This is a genomic window from Ruegeria sp. CL7 (assembly GCF_056536445.1).
In genome coordinates this window covers 52,352-77,719 of record NZ_JBQFPQ010000005.1, presented here as the reverse complement: position 1 = coordinate 77,719, position 25,368 = coordinate 52,352, and the positions used below count along the sequence as shown (strand labels likewise).

The window sequence follows — 25,368 nt, the reverse complement described above, 5'->3', positions numbered from 1 at the left end:
GGCTGCTTGCATTGCCTCGTTTTGGTGCGGCATCACGGTGCGCATGACAAAGACGAGGCGATTGTGACATTCCTTCTTTCCGTGATGCCCGCGATCTGGCCCTGGCTTGTTCTGATATCAGCGCAATTGATGGTGCTGATCCGGCGGACAGGCATCGGCTTTTCGTTGCTGGCTTTGTTCATCAGCTTTGCCTCGGCGACAGGATTGATGTCACCCATGGCGATCGCCGCGGTGGCCTTTGGTCTGGTCGGAGCTTTGTTGCTGCCCCATCTGAAAGGGTGGCCTGCTGTCGCCGGACACCTGTTGTTGATCCTGTGGTGCCTGGTCATGGGTGCCCATCTGCTGCCGGGATTCGAAAATTTGAAAATTCTGGACCAGGTACAGGCAGGTGCGGGAAGCGCCAGTTTCACCCTGCATCTGAACCTGGACAAACCGATGGTCTTCTTTGCCGTTCTTCTGGCCTGGCCCCGGATGCTGCGCGGCAAAACGCAGATCAAACGCACGGCTTTGCTGGCAGGGTTGCTGCTCTTGCCGGGGCTGTTTCTGTTGGGGCTTGCCTTTGGCGCGGTGCAGCCGGAATTTTCGGTCCCGCCCTGGTGGCTGGTATTTACCCTGTCCAACCTGTTTCTGACCTGCCTGACGGAAGAAGCCTTCTTTCGTGGCTATCTGCAATCGGCCATCTCCTCGCGCTTCGGGGCCGCTTGCAGCGTGATCGCAGCCAGCCTGCTGTTCGGACTGGCCCATGTCGCCGGGGGTACGGCGCTGGTGGTTTTTGCTTCCATTCTCGGGCTGGCCTGCGGATTGGGATACTATGCAACCAGACGCCTGTGGGTGCCTGTGATGATGCATTTTGGGTTCAACCTGACCCACCTTTTTCTGTTCACCTATCCCGGGTCTTTATGACAATCAGACGGGCAAGGCAGTGGTCTTGAACACGGTACGCAAGGCAAACGAGCTTTGCATTTGCGCCACCCCGGGCAGGCGCGACAGGTATTGCCGATGGATGCGGGCGAAATCTTCGGTGTTTTCCGCCACAACTTTCAGAATGTAATCCGCCGTACCGGCCATCAGATGGCATTCCAGCACATCCGGTATCCGGGCTACCGCCTTTTCAAACGCATCCAGAACCTCTTCGGCCTGACCCTGTAGCGTGATCTCGACAAAGACCGTTGTCGGCACGTTCATCTTCCGCGCATCCAGCAGCGCCACGTAGTTGCGAATGTAGCCTTCAACCTCCAGCCGCTGAACACGCCGGTGGCAAGCCGACGGAGACAGGTTGACCTGTTCAGACAATTCCGAATTCGACATCCTGCCGTTTTTTTGCAGTGCCGCCAGAATCTTTCGATCAGTCGTATCCAAGCTCATTTGCGCAAGTCCTTTGCGATATTTTTACACATTGCGCGAAATTCTTCCAAAGAAAAACGCATTGACACGTTTTCTTTCACAGAAATTGCGCGACAAAATGCACATAATTTAAGCAGCTTATGAACGGAGAGCCCAATGAAAATCGGTTGCCCCAAGGAAATCAAACCTCAGGAATTCCGCGTCGGGATGACGCCCAATGCTGCTCAGGAAGCAGTTGCACGTGGTCACGAAGTCCTGATCGAATCCGGCGCAGGCATCGGCGCGGGATTTGACAACGACGCCTATGTCGCGGCTGGCGCACGTATCATCGACACTGCGGAAGAGGTGTTTGCCACCGCCGACATGATCGTCAAGGTCAAAGAACCCCAGGCCGTGGAACGCAAGATGCTGCGCGAAGGGCAGCTGCTGTTCACCTATCTGCACCTGGCTCCGGACCCGGATCAGACGCATGACCTGCTGGAATCGGGTTGTACTGCCATCGCCTATGAAACTGTGACCGATGCGAACGGCGGCCTGCCCCTGCTGGCACCGATGTCCGAAGTCGCCGGTCGTCTGGCCCCTCAGGTCGGATCGTGGACCCTGCAAAAGGCCAATGGCGGGCGCGGCGTGCTGATGGGTGGCGTACCCGGTGTCGGCCCTGCCAAAGTGGTCGTAATCGGCGGCGGCGTCGTAGGAACCCATGCGGCGAAGATCGCCGCCGGTATGGGCGCGGATGTCACCGTTCTGGATCGCTCATTGCCGCGGCTGCGCTATCTGGACGACGTCTTTGGCGGCACCTTCAAGAACCAGTATTCGACCGCAGGTGCCACGGCCGAACTGATCCAGGATGCCGATATGGTCATCGGTGCCGTTCTGATCCCCGGCGCTGCGGCCCCAAAACTTGTCTCGCGCGCCCAGCTGTCGACGATGAAACCCGGTGCCGTGCTTGTCGATGTTGCCATCGATCAGGGCGGGTGCTTCGAAACGTCGAAAGCCACCACCCATGCCGACCCGATCTACGACGTCGACGGCATCATGCACTACTGCGTTGCCAACATGCCGGGCGCGGTGGCGCGCACCTCGACCATCGCCCTGGGCAACGCAACAATGCCGTTCATGCTGTCTCTGGCGGACAAGGGCTGGAAACAGGCGTGTCAGGACGATCCGCATCTGCTGGAAGGTCTGAACGTCCACGCTGGCAAGCTGACCTACTATGCGGTCGGCAAGGCCCTTGGTATTGACGTCGTCTCGCCCAACGTGATCGTCAAGTCGTAACCACTCCTGCCCCTGAAATCGTTTTTGAAAAGCGGTTTCCAGCGTTGGGCATAGCGCCACGCCACAGGCGTGGCGCGGTTGGACTCAAAGCGATGGTTTGAACAAAGAAAAGGGCACCGCGCCCTTGCGCGGTGCCCGGCCCAACGGGAGGAGGGCATTTTCGAATGCCCGATCGACGGGCGGGAGCCGTCACCCCTGTTTCTGGATCTCCACAGAATGAGGGTAAGGGATCGAAATACCCTTGTCGTCAAAGGCTTCTTTGATCGTTTTCGTCAGCTCGAATTTGACATCCCAATAGTCTGGCGCCGAGCACCACAGCCGTGCCGTCAGATCCACCGAACTGTCACCCAGGTTCGTTACCCGAACCCAGGGTTCCGGGTCGCTGTGAATGCGGCTGTCCGCTTTGGCCACATCCAGAATGATCTGCATGGCTTTGTCAGCGCTGTCACCATAGTCGATTCCGAATACCAGATCGACACGACGCGTGTCATGGGCAGAGTAGTTCGTGATGATCGAGCCCCATGCCTGACCGTTCGGAACAATGATTTGCACGTTGTCCGGCGTCACCAGTTCGGTGGTGAACAGGTTCAGGTCCTTTACGGTGCCCGACGTGCCGCCGATATCAACAAATTGACCCAGCTTGTAGGGCCGGAAGACAACCAGCATCACACCGGCCGCCAGATCGCTGAGTGTGCCTTGCAGCGCCAGGCCGATAGCCAGGGACGCAGCACCCAGAATGGCGACGATGCTGGTGGCTTCAATTCCGAAGATGCCTAGAACCGCAACCAGAACCATGGCGAGAATGGCCCATTTGACCAGGCTTGCCATAAAGTTCCCAAGCGTCGGATCAATATGCGGCGTCGAATTGATCCGGCGGCGAACCATGCCCCCGATTGCACCAGCCACGATCCAGCCCAGGATCAGAACGACAAGCGCCTTGACGGCACTCATGATCAGCGGGGCAAATGCACCCACCTGTGTTACGACCTCATCCACGCCCATCTCCTTTCAACAGCAAGAAACCCGCGAGGTTTTCGCGGGGGTCACCAGATTGTGAGCCAAGTTTGGCTTCCGGTCTAGGTGCGAGTTTCGTGGGATTTCCCCTTTGTTCGTCAGAAAACACGGCCTGACCAGAAATGCACATCGCCAAGGGCTTAAATAAATCAGGCGTGGCCCCTAGCTTTTACAGGGACAGCCAAACAGGAGCCCCCAATGCTGGACAACAAACCGCATCCGATCATGGCGCGCTGGCCCGCGCAATCCCCGGACAGGATTCAACTGTATTCCTATCCGACTCCAAACGGCGTGAAGGCGTCGATCATGCTGGAGGAAACCGGCCTGCCCTATGAGCCCCATCTGGTGACGCTGTCGGATGCGGATGTCAAAAGCCCCGAGTTTCTGTCGCTGAACCCAAACAACAAAATCCCAGCCATCATCGATCCCAACGGGCCGGACGGTGAGCCGCTGGCCCTGTTCGAAAGCGGGGCAATCCTGCTGTATCTGGCCGAGAAATCAGGCAAGTTGCTGGGACAAAGCGCAGCAGACAAGCATCGCATTACCCAATGGCTGATGTTCCAAATGGGGGGCGTGGGGCCAATGTTTGGCCAGCTTGGCTTTTTCTACAAATTCGCGGGCAGCGAAATCGAAGACCCCCGACCGCGCGAACGCTATATCAACGAGGCCAAACGCCTTTTGAACGTGGTCAACACGCAACTGGAAGGGAAAGACTGGATCGCCGGCGATTACTCCATCGCCGATATCGCTCTTGCCCCCTGGTTGAATGCTCTGGACTTCTACGGCGCGAAAGAGGTTGTCGGCTGGGACGGCTACGCCAATGTCGTCGCCTATGTCGACCGTTTCATGCAACGCCCGGCGGTGCAGCGCGGCAAGACCATACCCGCACGCGCTTAATCTGTTTCACGATTGGAAGGGTGCCAAAATTGGCACCCTCTTCGCAAAGCTCAGCCCGGCAGTGCACCCGTCAGCACATACCGCAGGATTTCGACAACCTGCGCGGGCTTTTCCGCCACGGCCAGCGCGGCTGCATCCACTTCTTTCAACGCGTGCTGATGCTCGGGACCGTGCAGCACGATAATGGATTTACCCAGCGCTGCGGCATAGCCCGCATCAAAAGCTGCGTTCCACTGTTTGTACTTGTCGCCAAACCGGACAACCACCACGTCGGCATCCGAAATGCCCTTTCGGGTCCGGATCGCGTTGACCATCGCCCCCTTGTGGTCATGCCAGTATTTGTTCGGCTCTTCCCCCAGAATGGCAACGCCGCAATCGTCGCTGGCCGCGTGGTCCGTCACCGGGCTGTTGAATGTGATGTCCAACCCCTGCGCGCCGTCGATGATCTGTTCGCGCCAATCGGTGTGGATTTCGCCAGAGAGGTACACGTTCAGCATCTTTCGTCCTCCGTAAACACGGAAAGGGCGCCACCGCCCCTTCATCTTTTCTGAAATACTCCCGCCGGAGGCGGTCCTGCATCAGCCCCGCAGAACACCGCCGGTTGCCTTGGTGACCTTGGCGATGATCTTTTCGGCCACCGCTTCGATGTCCTTTTCCTTCAGCGTCTGCTCTGTCGGCTGTAAACGTACCGTTATGGCCAACGATTTTTTACCTTCACCCAGGCTGCCGCCGATGAATTCGTCAAAGACACGTACATCTTCGATCAGCGCCTTGTCGGCACCTGCCGCCGCGTTCACCAATGTCAGCGCCTCGACGTTGTCATCAACGACAAAGGCAAAGTCACGTTCAACCGCTTGCAAGTCACGCAATTCCAATGCGGCACGTGTGGCGCCGGACTTGCGGGGCAAGGGAACCTCGTCGGGCCAGATCGTAAAGGCCATTGCCGGACCCTTGATATCCATCGCCTGCAACACGCGCGGGTGCAGCTCACCAAAAACACCCAGCACCTTTTTGGGACCCAGACAGATCTTGCCGTGACGACCCGGATGCCACCAGGCATCGCCGTCGCGCAGAATCTGCACCTTGGCCGGTGCTCCGATCGCCGCAAGAACGGCCTCGGCATCCGCCTTGGCATCAAAGACATCCACCGGGCGCGAGGCCCCGTGCACATCCTTGGGGCCGTTGCGGCCAACCAGCAGGCCGGCGATCTGGGTTTTCTGCTCGCCAGGTTCGCCATCATGGAAAACGGGGCCAACCTCGAACAGGGCGACGTCGGCGTATCCGCGTGCCTGATTGCGGGCTGCGGCCTGCAACAATCCGGGCAGCAGATCGGGGCGCATGTGACTCATCTCGGACGAGATCGGGTTTTCAAGCATGGTCGCGTCATCCCCGCCACCGAACAAAGCAGCCGAAGCCTGATCGATGAACGTATAGGTGACGCATTCGTTGTAACCCAGCGCGGCGCAGGTGCGGCGCGCCATGGACTGGCGGCGCTGCGTCGGTGTCATCACCGGCTTGGGAATACCATCGGTGACACGCGGCAAGGGTTTGCCCTGCAACTTGGTCAACGAGGCGATCCGTGCGACCTCTTCCACCAGATCGGCCTCACCCATGATATCGGGGCGCCAGCTGGGCACGTGGGCCATCTCGCCCTCCAGACGGAAACCCAGACGGGTCAGCGTTTGACGCTGCTCGCTTTCGGGAATGTCCATCCCGACCAGAGACTGCACCCGTTCGGCATCCAGCTTGTACGCACGCGCGTGGTTCGGCGCTTTGCCCGCCTCGACCACTTTGGACGCTTCGCCGCCGCAGATGTCCAGAATCAACTGGGTTGCGTGCTCGAGCCCTTCCAGCGTGTATTCAGGGTCCACGCCGCGTTCGAACCGATACCGCGCGTCCGAATTGATTTTCAGCGCCCGACCCGTCAGCGCGATCTGCACATGATCCCAGAACGCGCTTTCCAGGAAGACGTTCACAGTATCCTCGGTGCAGCCAGTTTCCTGACCGCCCATGATGCCTGCGATGGATTCCGGGCCTTTGTCATCGGAAATAACCATCATGCCGGGCTGTAGCGTGTATTCCTTCTCGTCCAGCGCCACCAGGGTTTCACCGCCTTTGGCGCGGTGAACGCGAAGGTTGCCCTGCACCTTGTCCGCGTCAAACACATGCAGCGGGCGGTTATGGTCAAAGGTCATATAGTTGGTGATATCCACCAGCGCCGAAATCGGACGCAGACCAATCGCCTTCAACTGATCCTGCAACCATTGCGGGCTGGGGCCATTCTTCACACCACGGATCAGACGGCCGGTGAAATGCGGCGCGCCGTCCAGCGTGTCGTCGTCAATCGTCACCTTGATCGGGCTTTCGAAATCTCCGGGCACCGGCACGTAGTCGCGCTGTTTCAAAGTGCCGATCCCACGCGCCGCCAGATCACGCGCGATGCCTTCCACGCCCAGCGCATCGGGCCGGTTGGGAGTGATTGCGATCTCGATCACGGGATCGACTTTCGACGGGTCATTCTCGGCAAGCCAATCAACGAACCTGTCACCGACCTCGCCCGAGGGCAATTCGATGATGCCGTCATGTTCGTCCGACAATTCCAGCTCGCGCTCGGAAGCCATCATCCCAAAGCTTTCGACGCCGCGGATCTTGCCAACGCTGATCGTCAGGTCCAGACCGGGGATATACATGCCCGGTTTACAGACGACGACAGTGATCCCTTCGCGGGCGTTTGGCGCGCCGCAGATGATCTGCAACTCGCCTTCATCCGTGTCCACCTTGCAGACACGCAGCTTGTCGGCGTCAGGGTGTTTTTCCGCGTGTTTCACATAGCCCAGCGTAAAGTCCTTGAGCTTGTCAGCCGGGTTGATGACCTCTTCGACCTCAAGGCCAAGGTCGGTCAGCGCCTCAGTGATCTCATCAACCGACGCATCGGTGTCGAGGTGGTCTTTCAGCCAGGACAGAGTGAATTTCATTGCTCGGGGCCTTTTTTGGCAGATATCCAGTCGGCACAGGCAATGACAAAGAATGCGCCAAGGTGCAAGCGCTGCGCGTCACGGATAGGTAGGGGTGCGGCCCAAAAGCTCGTCCAGCTGCCGTCCGATCCAGCCGTGTGGGATGAAATGCCCACCCGGATGCGTGTCCAGTGAAACCTGCCCCTGCGTGCAATCGGTCCACTCCACCCGGCTGAGCGTCAGGATCGGCACCACGCTCCAATCGCCACGCGGCGTCGCTGTTTCGCAGCCGAATTTCTGCCGCCACAGCGCCACCGGATAGGTCGTGTCCCCTCCCGGGCCAAAGGGGAAGTCCATTACGGTATCGCTGGTTCCGTGCACATGGCGCACCTCGGCCGGGGCCTGCGGGCAGTGCTCAGTCTGACGAATGGTGCCTGCAATGCCCAAGAGCGCGGCAGTGTCATTGCCCGACTGGCAGACATAACGCCACGCCATCGCGCCGCCAAAGGAATAGCCCGAGACATAGATGCGATCCGGGTCAATCGGATAGCGTTGGGCTACATCCTCAAGCACCCGATCAGCAAAAGGCACGTCGCCCGTGTCCGAGGTCCAGAAATCCCAGCTTTTGCCCAACCCGTTCGGAGCCACCAGCAGCACACCGCGCAGCTTTGTGGCTCCGGCGATGCGCTCGTGGTTCACCACCACGGTCCCCTGCCGTGCCCAACCGTGGAAATGTAGCAACACCGGCAGAGGCGTTTCGCCGTCCCACCCATCCGGCTCCAACACATGATACGAGCGGTCCCCGACCTGACAGGCGGTATCACCGTGGCAGGTATCCACGGCAACGGCTTGGGTGGCGGTCAGCAGGAGAAGGCAGAGCAGTCGGTAAATCATCTGCCGAACCCTAACGAGCCTGCGCCCGCTGTCACGTCACAACCCCGTGCGAGATTGTGACAAGCCGCGCTGTCGCCAGACCGCAGGGTGGCGATCCGTGGTTTGAGTTGGGCGGTTTATGATTGCCAAATCCGCGCGCTGTTCGAGCGTTGTACTTGCGGAGACAAATCGCTAGCCCGTACGGGCGGTCTGGCGATAGCGCGGCGGCCTATCGGCCTTTGCTCCGCGCATTCTACTTCCGGAAATCTTTCAAGTGCTTTCTAGTCTTCTGAAGCTGCTCATTCTCGTCTTGGCGGCGAGTTTTGTCCTTTAACCAAACGTCCCCGGCGATTTGCAAAAAGTGCATTACAGGAAGAACAACTACGACTGTGAACAAGTAGCCGAACAACTCCCCGCCAAACCCGAAAACCAAGAGCATTGCGACAAATGAGAGCGTGAACAATCCAAATATTTGCCACAACCGAATACCTTTGGTGCGCCTTTTGCACCAATCGACATAACGCGCCAGAAATAAACCCAACGGGTACACTTACCGGCTCAAACCACCATGCAGGTTCGGCATATCCAGCGCTGCGAACCCGTAGTGGCGCAGCCAGCGCAGGTCGGAATCAAAGAACGCCCGCAGATCGGGAATACCGTATTTCAGCATCGCCAGACGGTCGATGCCGATGCCAAAGGCAAAGCCCTGATAGACCTCGGGGTCGATGCCACCGGCGGCGATCACCTTGGGGTGGACCATGCCCGAGCCCAGAATCTCCATCCAGTCGTCGCCCTCGCCGATCTTCAGCTGACCGTTATCCCAGGAACAGCGGATATCGACCTCGGCCGACGGCTCGGTGAAGGGGAAGTGCGAGGCGCGGAAGCGCAGTTCGACGTCGTCGACCTCGAAGAACGCCTTCACGAATTCTTCCAGAACCCATTTCAGGTTCGCCATCGAGATGTCCTTATCGATGGCCAGCCCTTCGACCTGATGGAACATCGGCGTGTGGGTCTGGTCATAGTCGGCGCGATAGACGCCGCCCGGACAAATCACGCGGATGGGCGCGCCCTGTTTCTCCATCGACCGGATCTGCACAGGGGATGTGTGGGTCCGCAGCACATGCGGCGGGCGATTGTCGCCCTCGGCGCGGTGCATGTAGAACGTGTCCATCTCGGCCCGCGCGGGGTGGTGGCCGGGGATGTTCAGGGCGTCGAAGTTGTGCCAGTCGGTTTCGATCCGCGGACCTTCGGCCACAGAGAAACCCAGTTCGGCAAAGATCGCGGTCAGTTCCTCGGTCGCCTGGCTGACCGGGTGGATCGAGCCCTGACGGCGCGCGCGGGTCGGCAGGGTGACGTCCAGCCATTCGGTGCGCAGACGCTCATCCAGCGCGGCATCGGCCAGAGCGGCCTTCTTGGCGGACAGGGCCGAGTTGATCTCATCCTTCAGGGCATTCAGCGCGGGGCCTGCCACCTGGCGTTCCTCGGGCGTCATTTTGCCCAACTCGCGCATCTTCAGCGCGACCTCGCCTTTTTTGCCCACGGCGGCGACACGGATCGCCTCAAGCGCGTTCTCGTCGCCTGCCTCGGCGATTTGGCCCAGATATTTTGCCTTAAGATCGTCCATGACGCCCTCTGAATTTGGTCGCCAACCTGCTATCGGGCCAGCCCCGCGAATGCAAGCGGGACCGGGCGGATCAATAGCTGTATTCGGGGAAAATCCGGGTCAGATCACCGTTCCAGTCGCCGTTGTAGTGTTCCAGCAACTCATCCGCAGGCACTTTCCCGCTTTGGATGCTGTCCTTGAGCGCGTTGAGGAAATGGGTCTCGTCCGGAACCAGGCCACCGGCACCGGGATAGGCGCGGGCTTTCAGGCCGGCTTCGGAGATCGCCACAACCTCACGCGCCAGATCGTGCATGTTGATGGTGCCGACCTTCGCTTGCAGGCCGTCTTTGGCAGCCGCGACACGCAGCGCCTCGCGGGTCTCGGTATCCCAGCCTTTGACCAGATCCCAGGCCGCGTCCAGGGCCGTTTGATCGTAAGTCAGGCCAACCCAGAAGGCGGGCAAGGCACACAGACGACGCCATGGGCCGCCATCGGCCCCGCGCATTTCCATGAATTTCTTGATCCGCGCCTCGGGGAAGGCGGTGGTCAGGTGGTCGGCCCAATCGCTGAGCGTGGGCGTTTCACCTGGCAGAGCGGGCAGTTCGCCTTTCAGGAAGTCGCGGAACGACATGCCCAGCGCATTGATGTACTGGCCATCGCGATAGACGAAATACATCGGAACATCGAGCGCGTATTGCACGTAACGCTCGAACCCGAAGCCGTCTTCGAACACGAAAGGCAGCATGCCCGTACGCGCATCGTCCAGATGCCGCCAGATGTAACTGCGCCAGCTTTTCTGGCCATTTACCTTGCCTTCGAAAAAGGGCGAGTTCGCAAACAACGCCGTTGCCACCGGCTGCAAGGCCAACGCCACGCGCAGTTTCTGCACCATGTCGGCCTCGGACCCGAAATCGATGTTAACCTGAACCGTGCAGGTCCGTCGCATCATGGCGCGGCCCATGGTGCCGACCTTTTCCATATAGTCATTCATCAGCCGATACCGCCCCTTGGGCATCAGCGGCATTTCCTCATGTGTCCAGGTCGGTGCCGCGCCCAGACCGATGAAACCCACGCCGATCTCATCAGCGATGTCCTTCACCTCGCGCAGGTGGGTGTTCACCTCATCACAGGTTTCGTGGATGGTCTCGAGCGGAGCACCCGACAGCTCCAGCGCGCCGCCCGGCTCCAGGCTGACATTGGCGCCATCCTTTTCCAGACCGATCAGATGACCCGCTTCACGGACTTCGGCCCAACCGTGCCGGTCGCGCAGGCCCTCCAACACCGCCACGATGGATCGCGCACCCTCAAACGGCAACGGTTTCAGCGTGTCTTTACAGTAGCCGAACTTCTCATGCTCGGTGCCGATGCGCCAGTCTGCCTTGGGCTTGCAGCCCGACTCCAGATATTCGGCCAATTGCTCGTGGCGTTCGATTGGTCCGCCGCCGGACTGGGGGATGGACATGAGACCCGTGCTCCGATCCTGATGTGTCTGTCTTTTGGCCAGTCGTGGGGGCAAACCGCGCCAGTGTCAATGCAGCCGAAGGTGTGGAGGGCGCGAGGGCGTACGCTCCCAAATCACGACCGGATGGGCCGATCCACCGTTCAGTTCGGCCAGCATATGCTCGGTTTTCAGACCCGGCAGCGCCGAGAAGACATCGAACAGCGCCTCGGCCCCTTCCGCATTCACAGGAATGTGAAGCACCGCCTGACCCGGTTGTTCCAACACCCAATGCGCCGGCGTCGAGGTCGGATCAAGCGCCAGCCGCTCAATCTCGCGCGTGGCGATGGTGCCGCCATCCAGTGGGCCGAAATAGGTGATCTGACCTTCATCGACGGTCACGACACCCTGTCCGCCAGTGCCGGTTCTGAACCTTGCGCGCTGCACCCCGATCACCGCCAGGGCGATTGCGACAGCGACAAGCAGCCAGCCGATCCACCCCAGCAGACCACCGGGCCCGTTGATCCAGCTGAGACCGAGGATCAGGACAAACCCGGCAACCAGCACTTCGCGCCAGCGCCACAGGGCCAGTTTTGCCTCGGGTCGGATGAAACTCATGACAAAGCCTCGAACGCAAACGAAACCGAGTAACGAACCAACGTTAGGTTGGGGACTGCCTTTGAGGCCGAGATCGTGCGCCGGTCAAACTCATGAGCGACGATAATCCCTCTGACGGCTTCTTCGCCTTCCTCGACCAAATCACCCATGTACCCCAATATCTGGGCGACAACCTTCGAATCGGTTTTGCCGGCTTTCAACTCCACAACGACCAGGCTGCCATCCGCGCCGCGGCACAGAATATCGATAAAGCCCGAGGCCACTGCCCGTTCAGCACCGTCATCCACGATTTCGAATCCGGTATCCAACAAAGAGATATTTTGCCGAATTGCGGTTTGCATATCTCGCTCAAGCGTAAACCGCTGCCTTTCAGGCTTCGTCTGTCCTGTAGTTTCAAGTCTTTCGTTCGCGGCTGTCAAACTGGTTCCAGCTTGGATTTCACGCAAGAACCGTGCGTAGCGCTGAACTGCGTTCTTGTAGGATTGCAACCCGTTTCGCAGATTTCCATTGATCGGAATCCGTGAGGGGTTCTCTTTGTCGCTGCGCTCGTCCGAAGTCGAATAGCTCAGACTTGCCAGAACGTCTTCCAGTTTCCCAAGGTCAAAGGCTTCGTCCAATGAGCCATAATGCGCTTCGACTTTCTGGACCCGGTGAATTTGAGCGACACAGGTGTTTTCTGCATAGCCCTCGGCAACAAGCCAATCCCGATATTGCGCTTTCATTGTTCCAACCTAACCCCAATCCCCCAGCGCCTGCTGCCACATGGTCAATGCAGCCACCGCTGCCGTGTCGGCCCGCAGGATACGAGGGCCAAGGCTGACCACATGCGCGAATGGCAACCCTGTCAGACGCGCGCGTTCCCTGTCCGAAAACCCGCCTTCCGGGCCGATGAGAATCGCCCAGGGCCGTCCTTTTTCATTGGCGGCCAGTCGCAGGGCCGATCCAACCTCGGCTTCGTTGCAGAACATCAGTTGCCGATCTTCGGGCCATGCATCCAGCAGCCGATCCAACCGCTGCAAATCGGCAACCTCGGGCACGAAGGTTCCGCCGCACTGCTCGGCCGCCTCGACGGCATGGGCCTGCAAGCGGTCCTGACGGATGCGTTCGGAATTGGTGAACTCGGTCTGAACAGGCAGGATACGCGCCGCACCCATTTCGGCGGCTTTTTCCACGATGAAATCGGTGCGGGCCTTTTTGATGGGCGCGAACAGGAACCACAGATCGGGCGGCAACTGCAACGGTTTCGTCTGTTCAAGGCAAGTCAGCGTCCCGCCGCGTTTTCCCGCCTCGGAGACTTCGGCCAACCACTCTCCGTCCTGTCCGTTGAACAGGGCGACCTGCCCTTTGACCGCAAGGCGCATGACACCAAAGAGGTAGTGCGCCTGGTCGCGCGTCAAAGGAACCGATTGCCCCTGACCCAAGGGCTGCTCTACATACAGTCTGATCTTCGCACTCATGAGACCCTACATATGCAAGGCAATGCCCCAACACCAGATGGTCAAGTCGCCGATGCCGTCAGCGGCAACTGGGTCGACACCCACGCCCCGGCCTTTGCCCGCCCCTATCTGCGCCTCAGCCGCGCGGACCGGCCCATCGGGACATGGCTGCTGCTGATTCCCTGTTGGTGGGGGCTGGCGCTGGCGATCCTGCATGATGGTCAGCCGCGTTGGGAAGATCTGTGGATCGCCGTGGGATGCGCATTTGGGGCCTTCCTGATGCGGGGCGCCGGTTGCACGTGGAATGACATTACGGACCGGGAATTCGACGGGCAGGTCGAACGCACACGCTCGCGCCCGATTCCGTCGGGTCAGGTCAGTGTCCGGCAGGCCGTGGTCTGGATGATCCTGCAATGCATTCTGGCGCTTGGTATCCTTCTCAGCTTCAATCAGGCGGCAATCGCAATGGGTGTTCTGTCCCTGTTGCCCGTGACGATCTATCCGTTTGCCAAACGATTTACCTGGTGGCCTCAGGTGTTTCTGGGGCTGGCCTTCAACTGGGGCGCCCTTCTGGCCTGGGCGGCCCATAGCGGTTCCGTGGGATGGCCAGCGGTGACGCTTTACCTGTCTGGAATCGCGTGGACCCTGTTCTACGATACCATCTATGCGCATCAGGATGCCGAGGATGACGAACTGATCGGCATCAAATCAACCGCTCGTCTGTTCGGAGCCGATACAGCGCGGTGGCTGAAGTACTTTTTGGTGGCGACCGTGTCGCTGATGGGGCTGGCCATCGTCGATGCAGGGGTGCCGGAGACCTCGATGCTGGCATTGGGTGTTGCGCTCTGTGGGCCTTGGGCAATGGGCTGGCACATGATGTGGCAACTCCGCGCGCTGGACATCGAAGACAATGCCAGGCTGTTGCAATTGTTCAGGGTCAACCGCGACACTGGCTTGATTCCGCTGATCTTCCTCTGCGTCGCCCTGTTGCTCTGATTGCACCTGCTGAACGTGGCCTGTAAAGATCGGCCCAACCGCCTGAGGAGTGTCAAACCCAAATATGCGTCTGCCGTATTTTATCGTTGTTTCCCTGATCTTTCTTGTATCAGCCGGGCTGTCGCTTTTGGCAGCCAGCTATGCCGTCACAAAGATCGAAGAGACATCGGAATTCGCCGTGCGCCGGGCGCTTGACCTCAAAGGGCACGACTGGGCCGAGGTCGAGTCGGACGGCTTACGCGTGGTCCTGACCGGGATTGCACCCGATGAGGCGACACGGTTCAACGCACTGACCGCAGCCGGAACCGAGGTCGATGCGTCCCGCGTAATCGATGAAATGGAGGTTGAAGCGACCTCTGCCCTGGCGCCGCCGCGCTTTTCGGCGGAAATTCTGCGCAACGATCACGGCATCTCGATCATCGGCCTGATCCCGGCCAGCGAAGACAGAGATGCCCTGATCAGAAGGCTGGGCAACCTCGACCGCAACATCGCAGTTTCGGACCTGATGGAAACCGCGGATTACCCCAAGCCCGACGGTTGGGATGCCGCGATATCATATGCCATCGAGGCGCTTGCCAGCCTGCCACGTGCCAAAATTTCCGCAAACGCCGATTTGGTCAAAATCACCGCCATTGCGGACAGCCAACAGGAAAAACAACGTCTCGAACGCGATCTGACCCGCGCCGCGCCGCCCAGCCTGCGGATCGGGCTGGCGATCTCGGCACCTCGTCCCGTCATAACGCCCTTTACGCTGCGTTTTCTGATCAACGAAAACGGTGGGCAATTTGACGCCTGCTCGGCACAAGATGCAAAAGCACGCGACCGGATCGTGACCGCTGCGCGCGATGCCGGCTTGTCGGGAACATATTCCTGCACCATCGGTCTGGGCGAGCCCTCGCCACGCTGGCCCGAAGCCGCCGAGAAGAGCATTCAGGCACTGGCCAGAATCGGCAAAGGCTCGGTCACGATGTCGGATGCGGACATCACCCTGGTTGCGGCGCAAGGCACGGATCCAGCCTTGTTCGACCGGGTTGTAGGTGAACTTGAAACAGCGTTGCCTCAGGTCTTTGCCCTGCATGCCGTGCTGCCGGGACCTGAAACCAGCGAACAGACCGGACCCGTCGAGTTCTCGGCGACCCGCAGCCCCGAAGGGCTTGTGCAACTACGAGGGCGCCTGGGGGATGAAACGTTGCGGGACATGGTCGACAGCTATGCCCGCGCGGCCTTCGGCTCGGATCAGGTCTATACCGCGACCCGCATCGCGCCGGGGCTTCCGGCAGATTGGCCGGTGCGTGTTCTGGCCGGCCTCGAGGCGTTGGCCCAGCTTCACAACGGGGCCCTGACCGTAACACCAGGCTCGGTCGAACTGACCGGCCTCAGCCATGAAGAGGATGCCAAGGCCCGTATCGCAGGTCAGTTGTCGGACAAGCTGGGCGAAGGGCAGGAATTCACCCTGACGATCACCTATCAGCCTCCGCCAGAGCCCGAAGACGCGCTGCCCGATCCTGAAGTCTGCGAAGCGCAGATCGCCGAAATCCAGACCGTCAGCAAAATTGCGTTCGAACCCGGATCAGCGACGATCGCATCCGACTCGCGCGATACGGTGAACCAGATCGCCGACATCCTGCGCGACTGCGGGCCGATCCGGCTGGAGATCCAGGGCCATACCGACAGCCAGGGCCGCGAAGAGATGAACCAGCAGCTCAGCCAGGCACGGGCGCAATCGATTCTGAACGAGCTGCGCGGGCGGCGCATTCCCACCAGCAGCTACACTGCCGTTGGATATGGTGAAACACAGCCCATCGCGGACAACGACACCGAAGAAGGCCGCGAAGCCAACCGGCGGATCGAGTTCCGGCTGATCCGTCCCGAGCCGGTCGAAGCCTCCGAAACAGGTCTCGAAGCGCTCGAGGCTGAGGCCGAGGCTGGGGCTGAGGCTGACGCGCCTGAAACGGATCAGACCGAATCGACCGCACCAGACACGGACGCAGAGGACCAGTAAGTTGAACAGAACCGAATTCATCATTGCCACAGCCGTCATCCTGTTTGCGGCCTTCTGCATGGGCTGGTTTGCCAACTGGCTGGCACACCGCCTGTCCCGCGTCCGCCAAAGCGACGTTGCCGATCTGGATCGCATGAGCCAGGAACTGCACGAAGCGGAAGAAACCCGCGATCAGGCCATAACCTATCTTCAGCAACGTGAAGCCGAGCTGACCAACCAGCTGACCCAGACAGAGGCAGAACTGGCCGCAGCCATGGACGGTCTGCGCGCCGCGCGGCAAGAGGCCGAGGAAATGCGCGGTCGGATCAACAACGCCGACTAGACGCTACAGTATCAGTTCAGGTAAACGACAGCCTCAACTTCGAACAGCATCGGTTCGATTGCCAGCTTTGGCACCGGAACCAGGGTTTGCGCTGGCAGAGTATCTCCAAACACGCGTTTGACGGCGTCAGTCAGCAGGCCGAGTTTCGACAAGTCGTGGTCCACCACGTAAACCGTCAACTTCACAACCTGATCGCACTGCGCCCCAAGCGCGTGGATCACCGCCTTGAGATTGGTATAGGCCTGTTCGACCTGCGCGCCGAAATCCGGCGACAACGCTCCGGTTTGATCCTGCCCACCCTGACCCGAGACAAAGGCCAACCGACCGGCGCTCGGGGTTACAACGGCGGTGCTATAGCCGTTCGGGGATGGGTCGTGGAGGTGTCCGGGATTGACGATCTGAGGACGCAGGGTCGTTTCGAGATTTTGTTTTTCAAGTGTCATGTTCGAAATCCTTGCTGAGGTGCAAGGACAGGTCTAGACGGTATTAGTGCCAAATTTTGTCACTGAATATGCTAGGTTGGGCTAATGAAAGCCGCGACCAGACAAGACGCCATCGCCCGTATCCTACGACGCAACAGCAGTTCCACCGTAGATGCGCTGGCCGCAGAGGTCGGCGTCTCGCGCCGCACCATCCTGCGCGACATCGCTGCACTGCGTGATCAGGGATTTGTAATCTATTCCGAATGTGGCCGGGGTGGCGGGCTGCAACTTGATCCGCAATCCGTCCAAACAACCGCCCGGTTGTCGGCAACCGAGGTTTTTGCCCTGCTGCTCGGCGTGGCGTCAATGCGGGCGGCACGTGCATTGCCGTTCTCGGATCTGGCGGATGCAGGTCTGGCCAAGATCGAAAAATCCCTGCCAGCGGACCGGGTGCGCGATCTGCGTCGCTTTCTCGATTGCCTCTACGTTGGACAATTGTCGCCTCAGCAGAACCTGTCAGACCTCGGACCCATGGATGCGGCCCTTCTGCCCGCCTTCGAACAGGCGTTTCTGAACCGGCTTTACCTGCGCTTTGGTTATCGCGACGCCAAAGGTGTCCAGAGTTTTCGCGAAGTTGAACCGCAAGCTATGCTGATCCTGCCACCGCTCTGGTACCTGGTTGCCTGGGATCCGCAGCGGGATGATTTTCGGCATTTCCGCATGGACAGGATCAGCGACCCGGAATGCGTTGAGGGTGCCATGTTCCGCCGCAAGAGAGTTCCGTTCGAAGACGATGTTTGCCCGTTCAATGATCTGCCGAAATAAGGCCGCGTCAGCCGATCCGCCCGCTCGACGCATCCTCACCACCGGGTCAGCGCGTCTTCATCCTCATCCTTGGCGGCAACCCATTCCGCACCCGACCGGGTGATTTCTTTCTTCCAGAAGGGAGCACGGGATTTCAGGTAATCCATCAGGTACTCCGCCGCCTCGAACGCATCCTTGCGATGCCGTGCAGCGGTGGCCACCATCATGATTTTGTCGCCCGGGGCCAGACGTCCATGGCGGTGAATCACCAGCACATCGCCCAATGCCCAACGCGCCTGCGCCTCTTCGGCGATCTTGGTCAGGGCGCGTTCGGTCATACCGGGATAGTGCTCGATCTCCATCACATCCAGATCACCGCTCGCCAGATCACGCACAACGCCGGTGAAGGTGACGATGGCGCCGTTGGAATCATACCCGGCGGCAAAGGCATTGGCCTCGGCCCCCAGATCAAATGCCTCCTCCTGAACCGCGATCCGCATCGGTCAACCGCCCGTCATCGGCGGGAAAAACGCAACTTCCCGAACACCTGACAGCGACGCATCGAAATCCGACAGCTCCTGATCCAACGCAACGCGCAGCGCGGACAGATCGGCAAATGCCGCGGCATAGCGCTCTTCCCGAGCGCTCAGTTCTGCCACCAATTCGCTGACCGTGGCCGCTTGCGTTTCGACCTTTTCCTTTGGCAAGCCGATGCGTTCGCGCACCCAGGCGAAATACAGAACATCCATCGGTTAGCTCTCCTTCAGATGAGGCATGGCCTTACGTAGATAGTCATAGCCGGTGATCAATGTAAGCGTAGCCGCAATCCACAACAGCCACAGCCCGACCTGACCCGCCCAATACATGCCATCGACATTCAGGCGCAGGTGGTTCACGTCTTCGACCTGACCCGCAATGATCTGCTCGACCAGCTCGGCATCCATGCCAAAACTTGCCATCACGGCATAGTGCTCGAAGATACCCTGCGAAAACAGAACCGCGATGGCGACCATCTGGGCCGTGGTCTTCCATTTGGCCAGTTTGGTGACTTTGAGCGTCCCGGCCACATCGCCCAGATATTCCCGCAGGCCCGAGACAAAGACTTCGCGAAACAGGATCACGGTTGCAGGAAGGACAAGCCACGGCGTCCAGTGCTCGGTCGAATAGCCCACAAGGATCATAAGCGCGATCACCACCATAGCCTTGTCGGCGATCGGATCCAGCATCGCTCCGATCTTGGTCTCCTGCTTCCATGCGCGGGCCAGATACCCATCGAACCAATCGGTAATCGCCGCTGACAGGAACAGGATCAGTGCAAACCAGTCCGCATAGGGACGGGTGAAATACAGAAACATAACTGCCAGCCCGGGCGCGGCCAGCAGGCGCAGGACGGTCAGGAGATTAGGTAAATTCCACTTCATGGCTTGGACCCTATATCGCCGGTCCGGGACAGAAAAGCCAATCAGACAAAAAACTGCATCACTCACAAACGCTTGGTCAAAGCGCCGCAGGCCCGACGTCTCAGAACAGTACCTCTTGGCCTTTCCCGGCTTTGCGGTCAGATTGCCGCGCAAGCCCAGCCGGAAAGTACCAGATGACAGCGCATATTCAAACCGACACACGGTCAAACATGATTGGCAGCCTCTGGATGGTTGCCGCGATGGCCGGTTTTGCGCTGGAGGATGCGTTGCTGAAGGCAGCCTCAGCCGCGCTGCCGATCTGGCAGGTCCTGGTTTTTTTCGGCGCGGGCGGGTCGGTGATTTTCGCTGCGGTGGCCCGGGCCCGCGGGCAGCGGCTGCTGCAACCTGACGTTCTGTCCCGCCCGATGAAAATTCGGGTGCTGTTCGAGGTCTTTGGTCGGTTGTTCTATGTTCTGGCCATCGCACTAACGCCGTTGTCCTCGGCCACGGTGATTCTGCAAGCCACGCCTCTGGTCGTTGTAGCAGGCGCCGCGTTGTTCTTCGGCGAGACAGTCGGTTGGCGGCGTTGGAGCGCTATCTTTGTCGGCATGATCGGCGTTGTCGTCATCCTGCAACCCACCGGAGACAGCTTTTCGCTGCTGTCGATACTGGCGGTGCTGGGAATGCTGGGATTTGCCGGACGTGATCTGGCCAGCCGCGCAGCACCTGCCACGCTTGGAACCGAAGTCCTGGGGTTCTACGGCTTCCTCAGCATCATCGTGGCCGGCGTGGCCTATCGGTTCTGGGAGGGCGCGCCGATTGCACCGGTTGGCCTTCACACCAGCCTGCATCTGATCGGTGCGGTGCTGATGGGCGTAATGGCCTATGCATCGCTGATGAAGGCGATGCGCACCGGCGAAGTGTCCGCCGTGACCCCGTTCAGATACACCCGGCTGTTGTTCGGCATCGGGCTTGGCGTAGCCATGTTTGGAGAGAGGCTGGATCCCAACATGTGGATCGGCAGCGCGCTGATCGTCGCGTCGGGTCTTTATATCCTGTGGCGGGGTCGGCAGGCCTAGCCCTTGTCGTGGAAGAAATCGTAAACCTTTTGCGCCAACCCGGCCGAGATTCCTTCGACCGCTTTCAGATCGGCCAGATTGGCCCGGCTGACGGCTTTGGCGCTGCCGAAATGGGCCAACAGAGCACGCTTGCGCGCAGCCCCTACCCCTGAGATTTCATCCAACGGCGTTGCACCCACGGCCTTGGCGCGTTTCGCACGATGGGTGCCGATGGCGAACCGGTGCGCTTCGTCCCTGAGGCGTTGAATGAAATACAACACAGGGTCGTTGCGTTTCAGCGCAAAGGGGCGCTGGCCGATCCGGTGAAACTCTTCCTTGCCGTGGTCGCGGTCGACCCCTTTGGCGACGCCGACCATGGGAATGTCTTCGACCCCATGTTCGACCATGATCTGATGCACCGCGCTTACCTGCCCGGCACCGCCATCGATCAGCAACAGATCGGGCCACAGCCCTTTGTCGCGGTCCGGGTCTTCCTTTTGCAGTCTGGTGAAGCGGCGGTTCAGCACCTCTTTCATCATGCCGAAGTCGTCACCCGGTGTCAGGTCATCACCGCGAATGTTGAACTTGCGGTAAGCGTTCTTCATGAACCCCTCGGGGCCGGCCACGATCATGCCGCCGACAGCATTGGTGCCCTGAATATGAGAGTTGTCATAGACCTCGATCCGTCCAGGCGGACCATCCAGATCGAACGCCTCGGCCAGCCCGCGCAGCAACTTGGCCTGCGTGGCACTTTCCGACATGCGGCGGGCCAAAGCCTCGCGCGCGTTGCGCAAGGCACCGGCAACAAGTTCCTGTTTTTCGCCACGCTGCGGCACAAGGATTTCGACCTTGCGCCCGGCTTTCTCAGTCAGCGCGTCCTGCATCAGATCCACATTTTCGATTCCGTCCGACAGGATCAGCTGACGCGGCGGCTCCTTGTTGTCATAGAACTGGCCCAGAAAGGCCTCCATCACCTCGGCAGGTGAAACATCCGGGCCGACGCGGGGATAGAAATCCTTGTTGCCCCAGTTCTGGTTCGCACGGATGAAAAACACCTGCACGCAGGCCTGACCGCTGTCCATATACAGGCCGATCACGTCCGCCTCGGCCACACCGCGCGGGTTGATGCCCTGAGAGGTCTGCACCTGCGTCAGAGCCCGGATGCGGTCACGCAGACCTGCGGCGCGTTCGAACTCCATCGCCTCGGATGCGGCCATCATCTGCTCGGCCAGTTCCTCTTGCACCTTGGTCGAGCGGCCCGACAGGAAGCGTTCGGCGTCCTTCACGCTTTCACGGTAATCCTGCTCTGAGATCAGGCCGACACACGGCCCGGAACACCGTTTGATCTGATACAGAAGGCATGGCCGCGTTCGGCTGTCGAACATCGAATCCGAGCAGTTGCGCAGCAGGAACGCTTTTTGCAACTGGTTCAACGTCCGGTTCACCGCACCGGCACTGGCGAAAGGGCCGAAATAAGCACCTTTTTCCTTCTTCGCCCCTCGGTGTTTCTTGATCTGCGGAAAATCATGATCCTTGGCGACCAGTATGTTCGGAAAGCTTTTGTCATCCCGCAACAATACATTGTATTTCGGCTTGAGCTGCTTGATCAGGTTCTGCTCAAGCAGCAGGGCCTCGGTCTCGGTTCGCGTGGTCAGGAACATCATCGAGGCCGTCGCGGCGATCATCTTTTCGATCCGCCCCGAATGACCCGGTCGTGTGTAATTCGACACCCGTGCCCTGAGATTTCGGGCTTTGCCGACATACAGAACCCGGCTGTCTGTATCGAGCATGCGGTAAACGCCCGGAGAACTGTCCAGCGTTTTTACATAGCGCTGAATGCAGGCATAGCCGGTGGGGGATGATTCGCTGTCGGTGGTCATGATCCTGAGATATGATTCTCTGGCAATGGCTGCAATCTCACGCTTGTCAGATCAAGAGAAAACAAATCCACGGTTTCTGTGGATAAGTGTGAAGATAAAATTCCGGAAGATCAGAAATCCCCTTGTTTCCTTGCCTTTTCCTTTACTTGCACAAAAAATAGGCAACTTATCAACTGTTTGTTTTTAAACATTATTTTTTTGCATACTTAGCAAGTGTATGAAAAAAAAGACATTTTTGTAACGCACATGTAACACGATTGAGAGCGGTGCAAAACTTGCAGCAGAATTACTTATTCTACACCCAGAACATCCGGAGTTTTCCAACCCAGATGCTGACCGCCGTCCACACATAAAAGCTGTCCGGTGACCGCGTGTGCATCCAGAAAGTACCCAAGCGCAGCGGTTATGTCAGACGGGTTGGATCCCCGCTCCAAAACGGTATTTGAACGCTGTGCCTGGAAATGTTCTTCGCTTTGGCGGTGGCCCTGCATCGTTGGGCCCGGCCCGATCGCATTGACACGGATCGTCGGAGACAACGCCTGCGCCGCCGTTCGGGTCAGCGTCCACAAACCCATTTTTGCGATGGTGTATGACATGAACTCGGGCGTCAGTTTACGCACACGCATGTCCACCATGTTGACGATGAGGCCGGTTGCAAGCGGTTCGCCATTTTCATCTGTTCCGGCGCTCAGCCCCTGACCGGCCATGGCCTGCGTCAGCACAAAGGGCGCGCGCAGGTTGCTGTCGAGATGTCGATCCCAGCTTTGCCGGGTTGCCGTGCGGATGTTGTCATATTCGAAGATCGAAGCGTTGTTCACCAGACACGTGATCGGCCCGCCCAGCGCCTCGGCCGCTTTGGGCAGCAGCGCCTGAACCTGAGCTTCATCCAGCAGATCGGCCTTCAGGGTCACGGATTTTCGGCCCAGGGCCTGTACCTCTGCCGCCGTCTCCTGCGCCGGACCTTCGGATGAGGCGTAATGCACGGCCACATCGAAACCTCGATCTGCCAGATACAGTGCCATGGCCCGGCCCAGACGAATACCGGCACCGGTGACTAGGGCTCGGGTCATTCTTCACCTCGTTTGGTCAGATCACACCAGCAATACGATGACGTAAAGCACATAAAGGAAAGTCAACACCATCCCCCAGACGCGCGAGATGTCGCGTTTTAGGAATACAAACGGAACCAGCAGCAGCGATGCGCCCAGCATGACCCACAGATCGAACCGAAGGAATTCCGGATCGACCGGAATGCGCCCGAACCAGGTTGCGATCCCGATGATGGCCAGAAGGTTGAACATGTTCGAACCGATCACGTTGCCCAGCGCGACATCGGCCTGTCTGCGCAATGCGGCCATAAGCGTCGTCGCCAGTTCGGGCAAAGAGGTTCCAACCGCGACCAGGGTCAGGCCGATGACCGTTTCACTGACCCCATAGGTTCTTGCGATGACGGTCGCGTTGTCGACAAGCAAGTGCGCACCCATCGGAAGCCCCACCAACCCCAGGATCAGGTAAATCGATACCTTCCAGTAGGGCATGTCAGGGTCGGCTTCCTCCAAGCCTTCAAGCTCGTCATCATCCGCGCAAGCCTCACCACAGGCCTTGCGATGTGCTTTCGCCTCACGAAAGGCAGTCATCAGGACAAGACTCAACGCCGCCAGCAGGATCAGACCGCTGAAGAATGTGAATGTTCCGCTAAAAGCCAGCCCGATGAACAGAACCGTCGCCAGCAGCATGAAGACGTAATTCCTGCGGCTGTCACATTCACTGGTGTGAATCGTAGCCAGCAATGCGGGCAGTCCAAGAACCAACAGGATGTTGGCCGTGTTCGATCCGACAACGTTGCCCAGCGCAATACCGGGAGCGTTCTCTTTCAATGCGCTGATGGCGATCAGCAACTCGGGTGCAGACGTTCCGAAGGCCACTATCGTCAGGCTGACAATCAACGCCGGAACACCCAGACGCAAGCTCAGGTTCACAGCACCGCGCACAAGCGCATCGCCTGCAAGCAGTAGGATCAACAGCCCAAGACCAGACAGCAGCCAAGTGGTGATCAAGTCCGACCTCCTTTTTCGCAGGCACAAGGGCCTTTGCCTATGCGAAACCGTCCGCAGCGCGGACACTTGGCCGAACTCAGTTTCTTCTGCCCCGGAAAGCGCAGTTTACCGAACATCGCCAGGACACCCATGCAGATCAGAAAAAGTGTGACAGCCTTGATGATCACGTCACAAACCAAAACGCGCGTAGGCCGCACGCTCCTCTAATCCGGCAATGGCATCCTGTGCCAGGCTGGCCCCGAACCGAGACCAGATCGGTTTGCGCACGCCATAACGGCGGAACTTGACCTTGTCGCCAAACCGTTCCTGCATCTTGGGTTTCAGATGGGCGATACCGTCGATCAAACCCAGTTCATGCGCCCGACGCGCCAGCCAGACTTCACCCGTGAACAGGTCGGCACTGTGATCCAGCTTGTCACCCCGGCGGGCTTTGACATGCGCGATGAAGTTTTCGTGGATGTCGCCCAGCAGCCCTTGCAAGCGTGCCACATCCTCTTTCTTTTCCGGCGAAAAGGGATCCAGCATCGATTTCGATTTGCCCGCTGTATGAACGCGCCGCTCGAACCCCTGCCGCGCCAGGAAGACATGCGCGCCAAAACCTGCCGAAATGACTCCGATTGAGCCAAGAACCGAACTGTCGTCGGCCCAGATCTCATCCGCAGCGGCCGCCAGCCAATACCCTCCGGATGCCGCAACATCTTCGACAAACCCGATCACGGGCACGTCCAGCTCTTGCGACAAACGCCGAATTCGGGCGCCAATCAAAGAGCTTTGTACCGGCGACCCGCCCGGAGAGTTGATCTCGAGCGCGACAGCCGCAGGTTTCCCCTTTCGAAACGCCTTGTCGAGAACCGGGGCCAGGGTGGTATCGTTCAAGGACCCGCGACCGGCCATTCCAATGGAACCGGACAAACGGACAACGGCCACGCAAGGGTGCTTTTTTACAAACGGCAGGCTGAGCTTCATGGGTGCCGA

General features: G+C 59.3%; 26 protein-coding genes. 8 read left to right on the top strand and 18 right to left on the bottom strand.

Annotated elements, in window-relative coordinates; translation table 11 throughout:
* Nucleotides 1–63 precede the first annotated feature (63 nt).
* Nucleotides 64–903, top strand: a complete 840-nt coding sequence (locus ACR0LI_RS13700; RefSeq protein ID WP_480718691.1) for a CPBP family intramembrane glutamic endopeptidase — start codon at nucleotides 64–66, stop codon at nucleotides 901–903.
* A gap of 3 nt (nucleotides 904–906) precedes the next feature.
* Here the strand turns inward: ACR0LI_RS13700 and ACR0LI_RS13695 are convergent, their stop codons facing one another.
* A complete protein-coding gene (locus ACR0LI_RS13695) occupies nucleotides 907–1,365 on the bottom strand; it encodes an Lrp/AsnC family transcriptional regulator (protein WP_152456756.1) in 459 nt (152 codons plus the stop codon).
* 135 nt (nucleotides 1,366–1,500) lie between these two features.
* On the opposite strand from ACR0LI_RS13695, the gene ald reads away from it, so the two are divergent.
* Nucleotides 1,501–2,619, top strand: a complete 1,119-nt coding sequence (gene ald, locus ACR0LI_RS13690) for an alanine dehydrogenase (RefSeq protein WP_152456755.1) — start codon at nucleotides 1,501–1,503, stop codon at nucleotides 2,617–2,619.
* 189 nt (nucleotides 2,620–2,808) lie between these two features.
* On the opposite strand, the gene ACR0LI_RS13685 is transcribed toward ald, so the two are convergent.
* Nucleotides 2,809–3,621, bottom strand: coding sequence for a mechanosensitive ion channel domain-containing protein (locus ACR0LI_RS13685; RefSeq protein ID WP_174829446.1), 813 nt, complete (start codon nucleotides 3,619–3,621; stop codon nucleotides 2,809–2,811).
* A gap of 210 nt (nucleotides 3,622–3,831) precedes the next feature.
* On the opposite strand from ACR0LI_RS13685, the gene ACR0LI_RS13680 reads away from it, so the two are divergent.
* Nucleotides 3,832–4,530, top strand: coding sequence for a glutathione S-transferase family protein (locus tag ACR0LI_RS13680; RefSeq protein ID WP_480718690.1), 699 nt, complete (start codon nucleotides 3,832–3,834; stop codon nucleotides 4,528–4,530).
* A 50-nt stretch (nucleotides 4,531–4,580) separates the two neighbouring features.
* Here the strand turns inward: ACR0LI_RS13680 and ACR0LI_RS13675 are convergent, their stop codons facing one another.
* The 8 genes from ACR0LI_RS13675 to ACR0LI_RS13640 form a co-directional block, all read right to left on the bottom strand.
* The gene (locus ACR0LI_RS13675; RefSeq protein ID WP_171119768.1) at nucleotides 4,581–5,027 is read right to left on the bottom strand and encodes a YtoQ family protein; all 447 of its coding nucleotides are present in this window, start codon (nucleotides 5,025–5,027) and stop codon (nucleotides 4,581–4,583) included.
* An 81-nt stretch (nucleotides 5,028–5,108) separates the two neighbouring features.
* Nucleotides 5,109–7,505, bottom strand: a complete 2,397-nt coding sequence (gene pheT / locus ACR0LI_RS13670; protein WP_171635071.1) for a phenylalanine--tRNA ligase subunit beta — start codon at nucleotides 7,503–7,505, stop codon at nucleotides 5,109–5,111.
* A gap of 78 nt (nucleotides 7,506–7,583) precedes the next feature.
* Nucleotides 7,584–8,378 carry a CE1 family esterase gene (locus ACR0LI_RS13665; protein ID WP_171724308.1) on the bottom strand — a complete coding sequence of 265 codons (795 nt, stop codon included), beginning with the start codon at nucleotides 8,376–8,378 and terminating at the stop codon, nucleotides 7,584–7,586.
* Nucleotides 8,379–8,907: 529 nt separating this feature from the next.
* Nucleotides 8,908–9,981, bottom strand: coding sequence for a phenylalanine--tRNA ligase subunit alpha (pheS, locus tag ACR0LI_RS13660; RefSeq protein WP_171635078.1), 1,074 nt, complete (start codon nucleotides 9,979–9,981; stop codon nucleotides 8,908–8,910).
* 70 nt (nucleotides 9,982–10,051) lie between these two features.
* Nucleotides 10,052–11,422, bottom strand: coding sequence for a glutamate--cysteine ligase (locus tag ACR0LI_RS13655; RefSeq protein ID WP_152456747.1), 1,371 nt, complete (start codon nucleotides 11,420–11,422; stop codon nucleotides 10,052–10,054).
* 66 nt (nucleotides 11,423–11,488) lie between these two features.
* Nucleotides 11,489–12,016 carry a hypothetical protein gene (locus tag ACR0LI_RS13650; RefSeq protein WP_171724309.1) on the bottom strand — a complete coding sequence of 176 codons (528 nt, stop codon included), beginning with the start codon at nucleotides 12,014–12,016 and terminating at the stop codon, nucleotides 11,489–11,491.
* Complete coding sequence (locus ACR0LI_RS13645) at nucleotides 12,013–12,738, bottom strand: endonuclease NucS domain-containing protein (RefSeq protein ID WP_171724310.1); 726 nt, start codon at nucleotides 12,736–12,738, stop codon at nucleotides 12,013–12,015. Before ACR0LI_RS13645 ends, ACR0LI_RS13650 begins: the two co-directional genes overlap by 4 nt.
* A gap of 9 nt (nucleotides 12,739–12,747) precedes the next feature.
* The gene (locus ACR0LI_RS13640; RefSeq protein ID WP_480718689.1) at nucleotides 12,748–13,473 is read right to left on the bottom strand and encodes a 16S rRNA (uracil(1498)-N(3))-methyltransferase; all 726 of its coding nucleotides are present in this window, start codon (nucleotides 13,471–13,473) and stop codon (nucleotides 12,748–12,750) included.
* A gap of 12 nt (nucleotides 13,474–13,485) precedes the next feature.
* Between ACR0LI_RS13640 and ubiA the strand changes: the two genes are divergently transcribed.
* From ubiA to ACR0LI_RS13625, 3 genes are all read left to right on the top strand, one after another.
* A complete protein-coding gene (ubiA, locus tag ACR0LI_RS13635; protein ID WP_171724312.1) occupies nucleotides 13,486–14,448 on the top strand; it encodes a 4-hydroxybenzoate octaprenyltransferase in 963 nt (320 codons plus the stop codon).
* A 64-nt stretch (nucleotides 14,449–14,512) separates the two neighbouring features.
* Complete coding sequence (locus tag ACR0LI_RS13630) at nucleotides 14,513–16,450, top strand: OmpA family protein (RefSeq protein ID WP_480718688.1); 1,938 nt, start codon at nucleotides 14,513–14,515, stop codon at nucleotides 16,448–16,450.
* Between the two features lies 1 nt (nucleotide 16,451).
* A complete protein-coding gene (locus ACR0LI_RS13625; protein ID WP_117870533.1) occupies nucleotides 16,452–16,772 on the top strand; it encodes a hypothetical protein in 321 nt (106 codons plus the stop codon).
* Between the two features lie 11 nt (nucleotides 16,773–16,783).
* Here ACR0LI_RS13625 and ACR0LI_RS13620 read toward each other — a convergent pair whose 3' ends face one another.
* A complete protein-coding gene (locus ACR0LI_RS13620) occupies nucleotides 16,784–17,215 on the bottom strand; it encodes a RidA family protein (RefSeq protein ID WP_480718687.1) in 432 nt (143 codons plus the stop codon).
* Nucleotides 17,216–17,299: 84 nt separating this feature from the next.
* Here ACR0LI_RS13620 and ACR0LI_RS13615 point away from each other — a divergent pair, with 84 nt between their 5' ends.
* Complete coding sequence (locus ACR0LI_RS13615) at nucleotides 17,300–18,019, top strand: helix-turn-helix transcriptional regulator (protein WP_480718686.1); 720 nt, start codon at nucleotides 17,300–17,302, stop codon at nucleotides 18,017–18,019.
* A 35-nt stretch (nucleotides 18,020–18,054) separates the two neighbouring features.
* On the opposite strand, the gene ACR0LI_RS13610 is transcribed toward ACR0LI_RS13615, so the two are convergent.
* Genes ACR0LI_RS13610 through pgsA form a run of 3 tightly spaced genes read right to left on the bottom strand, consistent with a single transcriptional unit; the run spans nucleotide 18,055 to nucleotide 19,419 of the window.
* Nucleotides 18,055–18,498: a molybdenum cofactor biosynthesis protein MoaE gene (locus ACR0LI_RS13610; protein ID WP_480718685.1), complete on the bottom strand. Its 444-nt coding sequence runs from the start codon at nucleotides 18,496–18,498 to the stop codon at nucleotides 18,055–18,057.
* 3 nt (nucleotides 18,499–18,501) lie between these two features.
* Complete coding sequence (moaD, locus tag ACR0LI_RS13605; RefSeq protein ID WP_210093373.1) at nucleotides 18,502–18,747, bottom strand: molybdopterin converting factor subunit 1; 246 nt, start codon at nucleotides 18,745–18,747, stop codon at nucleotides 18,502–18,504.
* 3 nt (nucleotides 18,748–18,750) lie between these two features.
* Nucleotides 18,751–19,419 (bottom strand): CDP-diacylglycerol--glycerol-3-phosphate 3-phosphatidyltransferase, encoded by a 669-nt coding sequence (gene pgsA / locus ACR0LI_RS13600; RefSeq protein ID WP_117872882.1) that lies wholly within the window; start codon nucleotides 19,417–19,419, stop codon nucleotides 18,751–18,753.
* 173 nt (nucleotides 19,420–19,592) lie between these two features.
* Here pgsA and ACR0LI_RS13595 point away from each other — a divergent pair, with 173 nt between their 5' ends.
* A complete protein-coding gene (locus ACR0LI_RS13595; RefSeq protein ID WP_171724317.1) occupies nucleotides 19,593–20,477 on the top strand; it encodes a DMT family transporter in 885 nt (294 codons plus the stop codon).
* On the opposite strand, the gene uvrC is transcribed toward ACR0LI_RS13595, so the two are convergent.
* The 4 genes from uvrC to ACR0LI_RS13575 form a co-directional block, all read right to left on the bottom strand.
* Nucleotides 20,474–22,336, bottom strand: a complete 1,863-nt coding sequence (gene uvrC, locus ACR0LI_RS13590; RefSeq protein WP_480718684.1) for an excinuclease ABC subunit UvrC — start codon at nucleotides 22,334–22,336, stop codon at nucleotides 20,474–20,476. The genes ACR0LI_RS13595 and uvrC overlap by 4 nt on opposite strands.
* A 290-nt stretch (nucleotides 22,337–22,626) precedes the next feature.
* Nucleotides 22,627–23,406 (bottom strand): SDR family oxidoreductase, encoded by a 780-nt coding sequence (locus ACR0LI_RS13585; RefSeq protein ID WP_171724318.1) that lies wholly within the window; start codon nucleotides 23,404–23,406, stop codon nucleotides 22,627–22,629.
* Nucleotides 23,407–23,427: 21 nt separating this feature from the next.
* Nucleotides 23,428–24,390 carry a calcium/sodium antiporter gene (locus ACR0LI_RS13580; protein WP_480718744.1) on the bottom strand — a complete coding sequence of 321 codons (963 nt, stop codon included), beginning with the start codon at nucleotides 24,388–24,390 and terminating at the stop codon, nucleotides 23,428–23,430.
* A gap of 171 nt (nucleotides 24,391–24,561) precedes the next feature.
* Complete coding sequence (locus ACR0LI_RS13575) at nucleotides 24,562–25,359, bottom strand: S49 family peptidase (protein WP_171724319.1); 798 nt, start codon at nucleotides 25,357–25,359, stop codon at nucleotides 24,562–24,564.
* Between the last annotated feature and the right edge of the window lie 9 nt (nucleotides 25,360–25,368).

What these genes read in the sequence shown, in the direction of transcription:
- ACR0LI_RS13695 (WP_152456756.1), bottom strand. Translation starts at nt 1,365, where the DNA reads ATGAGCTTGGATACGACTGATCGAAAGATTCTGGCGGCACTGCAAAAA.
- ald (WP_152456755.1), top strand. Translation starts at nt 1,501, where the DNA reads ATGAAAATCGGTTGCCCCAAGGAAATCAAACCTCAGGAATTCCGCGTC.
- ACR0LI_RS13685 (WP_174829446.1), bottom strand. Translation starts at nt 3,621, where the DNA reads ATGGGCGTGGATGAGGTCGTAACACAGGTGGGTGCATTTGCCCCGCTG.
- ACR0LI_RS13680 (WP_480718690.1), top strand. Translation starts at nt 3,832, where the DNA reads ATGCTGGACAACAAACCGCATCCGATCATGGCGCGCTGGCCCGCGCAA.
- ACR0LI_RS13675 (WP_171119768.1), bottom strand. Translation starts at nt 5,027, where the DNA reads ATGCTGAACGTGTACCTCTCTGGCGAAATCCACACCGATTGGCGCGAA.
- pheT (WP_171635071.1), bottom strand. Translation starts at nt 7,505, where the DNA reads ATGAAATTCACTCTGTCCTGGCTGAAAGACCACCTCGACACCGATGCG.
- ACR0LI_RS13665 (WP_171724308.1), bottom strand. Translation starts at nt 8,378, where the DNA reads ATGATTTACCGACTGCTCTGCCTTCTCCTGCTGACCGCCACCCAAGCC.
- pheS (WP_171635078.1), bottom strand. Translation starts at nt 9,981, where the DNA reads ATGGACGATCTTAAGGCAAAATATCTGGGCCAAATCGCCGAGGCAGGC.
- ACR0LI_RS13655 (WP_152456747.1), bottom strand. Translation starts at nt 11,422, where the DNA reads ATGTCCATCCCCCAGTCCGGCGGCGGACCAATCGAACGCCACGAGCAA.
- ACR0LI_RS13650 (WP_171724309.1), bottom strand. Translation starts at nt 12,016, where the DNA reads ATGAGTTTCATCCGACCCGAGGCAAAACTGGCCCTGTGGCGCTGGCGC.
- ACR0LI_RS13645 (WP_171724310.1), bottom strand. Translation starts at nt 12,738, where the DNA reads ATGAAAGCGCAATATCGGGATTGGCTTGTTGCCGAGGGCTATGCAGAA.
- ACR0LI_RS13640 (WP_480718689.1), bottom strand. Translation starts at nt 13,473, where the DNA reads ATGAGTGCGAAGATCAGACTGTATGTAGAGCAGCCCTTGGGTCAGGGG.
- ubiA (WP_171724312.1), top strand. Translation starts at nt 13,486, where the DNA reads ATGCAAGGCAATGCCCCAACACCAGATGGTCAAGTCGCCGATGCCGTC.
- ACR0LI_RS13630 (WP_480718688.1), top strand. Translation starts at nt 14,513, where the DNA reads ATGCGTCTGCCGTATTTTATCGTTGTTTCCCTGATCTTTCTTGTATCA.
- ACR0LI_RS13620 (WP_480718687.1), bottom strand. Translation starts at nt 17,215, where the DNA reads ATGACACTTGAAAAACAAAATCTCGAAACGACCCTGCGTCCTCAGATC.
- ACR0LI_RS13615 (WP_480718686.1), top strand. Translation starts at nt 17,300, where the DNA reads ATGAAAGCCGCGACCAGACAAGACGCCATCGCCCGTATCCTACGACGC.
- ACR0LI_RS13610 (WP_480718685.1), bottom strand. Translation starts at nt 18,498, where the DNA reads ATGCGGATCGCGGTTCAGGAGGAGGCATTTGATCTGGGGGCCGAGGCC.
- moaD (WP_210093373.1), bottom strand. Translation starts at nt 18,747, where the DNA reads ATGGATGTTCTGTATTTCGCCTGGGTGCGCGAACGCATCGGCTTGCCA.
- pgsA (WP_117872882.1), bottom strand. Translation starts at nt 19,419, where the DNA reads ATGAAGTGGAATTTACCTAATCTCCTGACCGTCCTGCGCCTGCTGGCC.
- ACR0LI_RS13595 (WP_171724317.1), top strand. Translation starts at nt 19,593, where the DNA reads ATGACAGCGCATATTCAAACCGACACACGGTCAAACATGATTGGCAGC.
- uvrC (WP_480718684.1), bottom strand. Translation starts at nt 22,336, where the DNA reads ATGACCACCGACAGCGAATCATCCCCCACCGGCTATGCCTGCATTCAG.
- ACR0LI_RS13585 (WP_171724318.1), bottom strand. Translation starts at nt 23,406, where the DNA reads ATGACCCGAGCCCTAGTCACCGGTGCCGGTATTCGTCTGGGCCGGGCC.
- ACR0LI_RS13575 (WP_171724319.1), bottom strand. Translation starts at nt 25,359, where the DNA reads ATGAAGCTCAGCCTGCCGTTTGTAAAAAAGCACCCTTGCGTGGCCGTT.